Source organism: Anaerotruncus massiliensis (ex Togo et al. 2026) (assembly GCF_030825285.1).
Taxonomy (GTDB): domain Bacteria; phylum Bacillota; class Clostridia; order Oscillospirales; family Ruminococcaceae; genus Anaerotruncus; species Anaerotruncus massiliensis.
Genome location: NZ_JAPJQF010000077.1, coordinates 1 through 7,854 on the forward strand (window position 1 = coordinate 1; position 7,854 = coordinate 7,854).

Here is a 7,854-nt window from a genome sequence, read left to right on the forward strand (position 1 = left end):
GAGGAAGCATTTGTGCGGGAAGAGCAGGGTGAGCGCGCGCTCCCACAGGCTAGCCATCGCACACCTCCCCCAGCAAAAACCGCAGGTTGGCGTAGCGGCGGGTCCGCTTGTGGCTCTGCACCATCGTGCGCACCGCCGAGGCCGAACCGAGGATGATGAGCAGCTTTTTTGCGCGGGTGACCGCCGTGTAGAGCAGGCTCCGGTAATACATGCGGCTGCGTCCCTCCGCGAGCGGCAGGATGACCGCGTCGTACTCGTTGCCCTGGCTCTTGTGCACGGTGATCGCGTAGGCGAGCTCGAGCTCGCCCGCCATGTCGAAGGAGTACTCCGCGCGGCGGCCCTCGTCGAACCGCACGATGATCGACGAGGAGGGGCGGTTGATGAGCTCGATCACGCCGATGTCGCCGTTGAAGATGCCGAGTCCCTCCTCGCCGTCCTCCTTTTCCCACAGGAGGTCGTAGTTGTTCTTCACCTGCATCACCTTGTCCCCCTCGCGCAGCGTCTGGGGGCCGGAGGAAAATTCCTTTTTGCGCTCGTCGGGCGGGTTGAGCGCCTGCTGGAGCACCCGGTTGAGCTCCCCGGTGCCCGCCGCGCCCACCCTTGTCGGCGCGATCACCTGGATGTCCCACATCGGCGAAAAGCCGTAGCTCTTGGGCAGCCGCCGCGCGCAGAGATCGGCGGCGGTCGCGCAGATGCGCGCCGACTGCTGCTCGGGCAGGAAGAAGAAGTCGTTGTCCCGCGCGTCAAGCCGCGGGTCCTCCCCCGAGACGATCGCGTGCGCGTTGGTGACGATGAGGCTTTTGGCCGCCTGCCGGAAGATCTCCGACAGGTGCACGACGGGGAGCTTGCCGCTCGCGATGAGGTCGCTCAGAATGTTGCCCGCGCCGACCGACGGCAGCTGGTCGGGGTCGCCGACGAGGATGAGCCGGCAGGAGAACTTGACGGCGCGCAGCAGCGACTCGAAGAGGAGCGTGTCCATCATCGAGGTCTCGTCGATGATGACCGCCTCGCAGGGCAGCGGGTTCTTCTCCCCGCGCTTGAATTTGGTGACCCCCGAGCCGTCGTCGAAGTCGACCTCGAGCAGCCTGTGGACCGTCCTGGCCTCCACGCCGGTCAGCTCGGTCATCCGCTTGGCGGCGCGCCCGGTCGGCGCGGCGAGCGCCACCTTCTCCCCCATCTGCCCGAGCAGGCGGATGATCGCCGAGATCGCCGTCGTCTTGCCGGTACCGGGGCCGCCGGTGAGGATCATGAGGGGGGAGGTGACCGCCGTGACGATCGCCTCCCGCTGGAGCGCCGCGTAGGTGATCCCCTGCTTTTGCTCAAGCGCGGAGATCGCCGCCTCGAGATCGGGGGTGAGGCCCTCCCCCTTCTGGTCGCGCATGAGGGAGAGCTTGGAGGCGATGTAGCACTCCGCCTCGTAATAGCGGGGGACGTAGAGGAAGGGCTCCCCCTTTACATCGAGCCGCACCAGCTCCCCGCGCGCCACGAGCTCCTCGAGCACGTCGGCGGCGTGGTAGCTGTCCGTCTGGACGAGCCGCGCCGCCGTCTCGAGCAGCTTCGGCCCGGGCAGACAGGTGTGTCCGTTGTTCATGCTGTTGTGGCGCAGCACGTGCAGGATGCCCGCGGCGATCCGCTCGAAGCTGTCGGGCGCGAGCCCCGCCGCGCCAGCCGCGGCGTCCGCCGTCTCGAAGGGCACGCCGATCTCCTCGCAGCAGAGCACATAGGGGTTCTGCGACACGATCTCCTGCGCCTGGGGGCCGAACTTCTTCCACGCCTTGATCGCGAAGGGCGCGGGAACGCCGATTTTCGCCAGATATAGCATTACAGTCCGTATACCAAACAATTTTCGATACTCATTGGAAATTTGTTCCGCTTTTTTTGGCGAAATTCCGGAAACCTCGGTGAGCCTTGCCGGATTCTGTTCGATCACGGTGAGCGTCTCGTCCCCAAACCGCGCGACCAGCCGCCCGGCGGTCTTGGGGCCGATCCCCTTGATCGCGCCGGAGGAGAGATAGGAGGCGATGGCGGCGGCGGTCGCCGGGAGCAGCCGCTCATACTTGTCCGCCTTGAGCTGGAGGCCGTATTTCGGGTGGGTGGCGTACACCCCCTCCACGATGAGCGTCTCGCCGACGGCGATGCCCGCGAACTCCCCGACCACGGTGACCAGCTCGCCGTCGGCCGAAAGCTCGAGCACCGTAAAGCCCGTCTGCCCGCTGTGGAAGATGACCGTCTCCACCCCGCCCTCCAGCCGGTAGCGTTCGCCAAGCTCCATGTTCCTTCCCTCCCCGCGCGAAGATTTACAGCTATCATTATAGCCGTCCGCGCGGGAAAGCGCAAGCGCGCCGGGAGCCTGCGGCCCCTAGCGCAGGAGCCCCGCCAGCTCCTCCGGGGAGCGGACGAAACGCACCCCCGCGCCGCGCGCGAGCTCCTCGCAGTCGCGCGCCGCCCGCTCGTCGAGGCCCGCGTCGTAAAGCAGAAGCACTTGACCGCTCGGGTTGGATTCCCACTGGAGGCAGGCGTAGAAGAGGGACATCTGGTCGCCCGAATTTTTCCCTTCCCCGCCGACCGGAACGACCTTGTAAACCCCGTTGCCTTTCCGGCTTAGGCGCACCGCGAGCCACGCGGCCGCGTGGATGAACCCGATGCAGGCGAAGACCGACAGCAGGCCGATTCCCAGGATGTGCAGCATGAAAAATCACCTCGGAACATCCTATGTTCCGGGGTGATTTTGTGTGAGGCGTTTTGGGCCCTATTGCTTCACGGCGGCCAAAAGCGCGTCGGTTTTGTCGGTTTTTTCCCAGCTGACGCCCAAATCCTCGCGGCCCATGTGGCCGTAGGCGGCGAGCTGCCGGTAGATCGGGCGGCGCAGGCCGAGGGTGCGGATGATCGCCGCCGGGCGCAGGTCGAAGACCCTGGTCACCGCCTCGGCGAGCCGGTCGTCGGGCACCGCGCCGGTGCCGAAGGTGTTGACGTTGACCGACACGGGGTTCGCCACGCCGATCGCGTAGGCCACCTGCACCTCGCAGCGGCGGGCGAGCTTGGCGGCGACGATGTTCTTCGCCATCCAGCGCGCGGCGTAGGCCGCCGAGCGGTCCACCTTGGTCGGGTCCTTGCCCGAGAAGGCGCCGCCGCCGTGCCGGCCGAAGCCGCCGTAGGTGTCGACGATGATCTTGCGGCCGGTGAGCCCCGAATCGCCCTGCGGCCCGCCGATCACGAACCGGCCGGTGGGGTTCACGTAGATCTTTGTGCGGTCGTCCATCAGCTCGGAGGGGATCACCTTGTCGATGACCTCCGCGATCACGTCCGCGCGGATCTGCTCGAGGGAGACGTCGGGCGAATGCTGGTTGGAGATGACCACCGCGTCGACGCGCACCGGCGCGTCGTCCTCGTATTCGACCGTCACCTGCGTCTTGCCGTCCGGCCGCAGGTAGGGGAGCGTCCCGTCGTGGCGGACCTCCGAGAGCCGCTTGGCCAGCCGGTGGGCCAGCGAGATCGGCATCGGCATCAATTCGGGGGTGTCGTCCGACGCGTAGCCGAACATCATGCCCTGGTCGCCCGCGCCGGTCGAATCCGCCTCGTCGCCTGCGCCCTGCTTCTGCTCGAGCGCCTCGTCGACGCCGAGCGCGATGTCGCCCGACTGCTCGTCGATGCTCGTCAGCACCGCGCAGGTCGCATAGTCAAAGCCGAATTTCGCGCGGTCGTAGCCGATCCCCCTGATCACGTCACGCGCCACGGCGGGGATGTCCACATAGCAGTTGGTGGAGATCTCCCCCATGATGAGCACCATGCCGGTGGTCACCGCCGTCTCGCACGCCACGCGCGCCTGCGGGTCCTTCGCGATGATCGCGTCGAGCACCGCGTCGGAAATCTGGTCGCAGATCTTGTCGGGATGTCCCTCGGTTACTGACTCCGAGGTAAAAAGGTACTTGGCCATCTTCTATCGAACTTCCTTTCGTCCAGCCCCTCCGGGCTTCAATATACAAATTTTACGCCGCTTCCTCCGGCAGGACCTGCACCGACCGGTATTGGAAGCCGCCCCCGTCCAAAAGCGCCACCGTCATGACGGCGGAATAGACCTTCTGTCCGGAAGCCTCGGACGCGTTTCCCTCGCCGTCCCGGACGGCGTAACCCTCCGTCCACACCTCGTAGGAGATGCGCAGCAGGTCCCCCTCCCGTTCGGCGGAGAGCACCCGCGGCCACCACTCCTCGCCGAGGCCGCCGCCCCGCATCTGGTAGACGTTCTTCTGCGCGTCGTAGGAATAGGCGGTACGCAGGTAGTCGGCGGGCGCACCGAAGTAGGCGAGCGCCGTGGCCTCGACCTCCTCGGCGGGATAGGCCGCAAAGCCCTCCCCGTCCACCGGCGGGTCGACGCGCGCCCATTCGGGGCCGTACCGCTCGGCGTAGTCGATCTTGGACATGTAGATGTGGTAGTTTTTCTGCACCGTGAACTGGAAGAGGGAGTCCGGGCCGAGGTCCTCGTAGCGTTCCCAGCCCTCGGCGTAGATCAGGTTGCCGTAGGGCGCGAAAAAAATCTCCTGGCAGACCGCCGGGTCGGTGTAGTCGGGCTCCGCAGGGGATTCCGGCTCCGGCGCGCTCCCGGGCGCGGCGGGTTCCGCCGGACCCGGCGCCGCCGGTCCCGCGTCCGCGGGCGGAACCTCCCCGCCGCGCGCCGCGCAGCCGGCCAGCGCCAGCAGCAGCGCGAGCAGGCCGGCCAGAACCCTTGCGCGCGTCATACGCCCAGCACCGCCAGCACGCCGTCCCCGATCGCGTTCGCGGTCTGGTAGATGCCGTTGCGGCTGGTCATGCTGTCATACTCCGTGGGATTGGTGACAAAGCCCATCTCCACAAGCACCGACGGCGCGAAGGCGTTGAGGGTCACGCGGTAGTTGGACTGCTTCGCGCCCCGGTTGGTGCGCCCGGTATAGCCCGCCACGTTCGCCGAGAGGGTTGAGGCGAGGCTCTTGGAGATCGGCTCGAAGTAGTAGACCTCGGTTCCACCGATCGTGTTCATATCCTTGGTGTAGGCGAGGCTGTTGCAGTGAAGGGAGATGAAGAGGTCGGCGCGGTTGTCGAGCGTGATCTGCATCCTCTTGTTCATGTCCACGTCGTCGTCCCCCGTGCGGCAGAGCACGACCTTCGCGCCGAGAGACTCCAGCCGCTTTTGCACCGCGACCGCCGATGCGAGGGTGATGTCCTTCTCCATCGCGCCGCCCGTGCCGGGGATGCCGATCGCGCCGGGATCGGCGCCGCCGTGGCCCGCGTCCACCGCGATCGTCACGCCGGAGAGCGGCTGGCTACCGCCCGAGACCCGGGGCGCGTATTTCGCGTAGAGGATGACGTCGCCGTCGTCGTAGCTGATGTCGTAGCCCCACAGCCGCCGGGACCCCGACCGCAGGAACTGCATGACCGTGTCGCCGTCCTCCTCCGTCACGTCGACCGCGTCGAACAGGTCGCTGCCGTCCGCCATGCCGTCCTCATAGTCCGCGATGCCGGTCGTGTTGAAGAGCTTCACATAGAGTTTTTCCCCGTCCATATAGGCCCTGAACATCGTGTTTGCGGTGCCGTGGAAGGTGTAGTATTCGCCGCTGCCCGCCTGCTCGAAGGAGACGCCGGACACCCTGTTGCGGATGTTCACCTGCTCCTCCAGCGGCTGCACCGACTCCTTGGGGATCCAGCCGCCCGTCGACAGGCGGTACATGTTCCCCACCTCGGTCACATAGTCGACCGCGCCCCCCTTGGCCGTCTCGATGAAGGCGCTCGCCGCCGCGTCCTTGTAGACGCTTGCCGCCACGTTCTTCACCTCGACGTACAGGCGGCTGCCGCTGCCGGTCAGGTAGACGCTGCCCGCCGATTTGACCGAGCTGGTCTTGCCCTTGTAGGTCATCGTGTAGGTGACGGGGCCGAGGTTGCGGGTGCCGTCCACCTCGCCCGCCGTCGTCTTGGCGGAGAAGGTCGCGGGCACGCCCGCCACGGCGGTCGCCGCCGCCTGCTTGAGCGCCACCTGCCGCCCGCCGACCGTCGCGGTCACCTGTGCGCCCGACGGCGCGGTGCACTGCAGGCTGATCGTCTCACCCGAGTAGGTCGCGCAGTCAAAGGAGGGTGCCGCGCCGCGGATGTTGGTGATCGTAACGGGGGTGTCCGCCCCGCGCGTGATGTTGATCTCCTCCGAACGGCCGCCGTTGCGGAAGACGAAGGTGTTGACCCCCTTCTGGAGCGCCACGAGCACGCCGAAGCTGCCGCGCGCCCCCCGGCCCGAAACCGCCTCGCCGTTCATCGTCAGCTTCTCGTCGGGGTCGGAGCCGCCCGTGATGAAGTAAGCGGCCGCCGAGGTGGAGACGTCCTTCTCCGGGCGGGTCAGGGTCAGCCGGGCGGGCACCTTGAGATTCACATGGCTGGTGATCGCGTCGAAGTCGTTGTAGCCGCCCGCCGCGAGGGATGGCGCCGCCACCCCCGCGCAGAGCGCCGCCGCCAGCGCCGTGGAAATAAGTTTTCTGCACATTCCGTCTATTTTCACCTGTTTACCCCCTGTTACGCAATATTTCTTATACAGTGGGGACTCGGCCGCGTTTTCCTGCGGCCAATTCCTGTCAAATCAAAACAAAAAGCGCCCGGCGATATGCCGGACGCTATCATTTCCTCATCTCTCGGTCATACCGCTGGATTTGGCACCTTGCAATGCAGGTTGCCGGGCTTCACAGGGCCAGTCCCTCCGCCGCTCTTTATAAGGTAAAGCTATTCAGTTGTCTTTGTTATTCTACAGGATGCGCCAGAAAATGTCAAGCATTACGCGGGCTGTTCGGAATGCTCATGCTTCACCAGCCGCGCGATCGGCTTGTAGACGAAATAGGTGACGATCCCATTGACCCCCGCCTTGAGCAGGTTGAAGGGGATGATGACCGGCAGCAGCATCGGGATGACCGCCTCGATCGGGGTACCCATGAAGATCGGCGTAAAGATGAGGTTGCAGAACACCATCACCACGGTCATCGCCGCGACGCCCGCCCCCAGCGCGACCACCGCGCCAACGCGGTTATGGCGGAGGCGGTAGAGATTGCCCGCGAGCAGCGCGAACGCGCCCGTCGCCAGAAAATGCATCACGATGCCGATGATGCCGCTGCCCGCGCTGACCGTCGTGCCCTGGATGACCGACACGACGAGCGTGAGCCCGAGCCCCGCCACCGGCCCGTAGAGGAAGGTACAGATAAAGATCGGGATGTCGGCAGGGTCGTACTCGAGGAAGGGCGCGGGCGGAAACGGAATGCGGATGAGCGCGACCAGCACGATCGATACGGCGGCCAGCATGGCGATGGTGGTGAGCTTGCGGGTGGTCTGGGATGCTTTCATGTGTCATACCTCCAAAAATGTTTGGAGCCTGCCGGGGAACTGAAAACGCCCTTGAACCAAGGTTCAAGGGCGCGGGCATATCGGCGGAAAATCCGCGAATATACGCCGTTTCTTTCATCCGGACTATACCGTTGGTATGGGAATCGCACCCATTCGGCCGACTTGCGCCGGTTCGCGGACTGTACCGCCAGTGGGGACTTTCACCCCGCCCTGAAACAGACTTTGTGGTTTTATTATAGCGCATGTGACCGTTTTGTCAAGGGGGTTGCCGTGGGCCTTTTGTTTGCCGCTCGAGGAGCGGCGGAGCTTTCCGCTCTCGCCCCGGCGGGTGGCGGCGCTTTAGATATGCCGCTCGGGAAGCGGCGGAGCTTGCCGGGTCCCGCCCCGGCGGGCGGCCCCATTTCTTGTACGGACAAGAAATAGGGGAAAGAAGCCGCAGGGGGCTGCGCCCCCTTGACCCCCGCGCCGCCTCCGGTTGGCCTGCGGCCAAAGTCGGCGGCGCCCTGCCAC

At 65.8% G+C, this 7,854-nt stretch carries 6 protein-coding genes and 2 riboswitches; all 6 genes read right to left on the reverse strand.

The window, feature by feature from the left end:
• Nucleotides 1-49: 49 nt before the first annotated feature.
• Entirely contained in the window at nt 50-2,272 is a 2,223-nt protein-coding gene (locus RCI06_RS13660) for an ATP-dependent RecD-like DNA helicase (RefSeq protein ID WP_306576376.1), read from the reverse strand.
• Between the two features lie 87 nt (nt 2,273-2,359).
• Entirely contained in the window at nt 2,360-2,689 is a 330-nt protein-coding gene (locus RCI06_RS13665; protein ID WP_101549321.1) for a hypothetical protein, read from the reverse strand.
• 60 nt (nt 2,690-2,749) lie between these two features.
• Complete coding sequence (gene metK / locus RCI06_RS13670; RefSeq protein ID WP_306576377.1) at nt 2,750-3,934, reverse strand: methionine adenosyltransferase; 1,185 nt, start codon at nt 3,932-3,934, stop codon at nt 2,750-2,752.
• A 52-nt stretch (nt 3,935-3,986) separates the two neighbouring features.
• Nucleotides 3,987-4,733 (reverse strand): hypothetical protein, encoded by a 747-nt coding sequence (locus RCI06_RS13675; RefSeq protein WP_306576378.1) that lies wholly within the window; start codon nt 4,731-4,733, stop codon nt 3,987-3,989.
• A complete protein-coding gene (locus RCI06_RS13680; protein ID WP_306576379.1) occupies nt 4,730-6,514 on the reverse strand; it encodes an N-acetylmuramoyl-L-alanine amidase in 1,785 nt (594 codons plus the stop codon). The genes RCI06_RS13675 and RCI06_RS13680 overlap by 4 nt, the downstream gene beginning before the upstream one ends.
• A gap of 120 nt (nt 6,515-6,634) precedes the next feature.
• Nucleotides 6,635-6,728, reverse strand: a riboswitch (SAM riboswitch).
• Nucleotides 6,729-6,783: 55 nt separating this feature from the next.
• On the reverse strand, nt 6,784-7,344 hold the full coding sequence (locus RCI06_RS13685) for an ECF transporter S component (RefSeq protein ID WP_101549315.1): 561 nt from the start codon (nt 7,342-7,344) through the stop codon (nt 6,784-6,786).
• A 102-nt stretch (nt 7,345-7,446) separates the two neighbouring features.
• Nucleotides 7,447-7,566: riboswitch (FMN riboswitch) on the reverse strand.
• Nucleotides 7,567-7,854 lie beyond the last annotated feature (288 nt).

Bases quoted from the DNA above. Each gene is read 5' to 3' on its own strand.
- RCI06_RS13660 (WP_306576376.1), bottom strand. From the start codon at position 2,272: ATGGAGCTTGGCGAACGCTACCGGCTGGAGGGCGGGGTGGAGACGGTC.
- RCI06_RS13665 (WP_101549321.1), bottom strand. From the start codon at position 2,689: ATGCTGCACATCCTGGGAATCGGCCTGCTGTCGGTCTTCGCCTGCATC.
- metK (WP_306576377.1), bottom strand. From the start codon at position 3,934: ATGGCCAAGTACCTTTTTACCTCGGAGTCAGTAACCGAGGGACATCCC.
- RCI06_RS13675 (WP_306576378.1), bottom strand. From the start codon at position 4,733: ATGACGCGCGCAAGGGTTCTGGCCGGCCTGCTCGCGCTGCTGCTGGCG.
- RCI06_RS13685 (WP_101549315.1), bottom strand. From the start codon at position 7,344: ATGAAAGCATCCCAGACCACCCGCAAGCTCACCACCATCGCCATGCTG.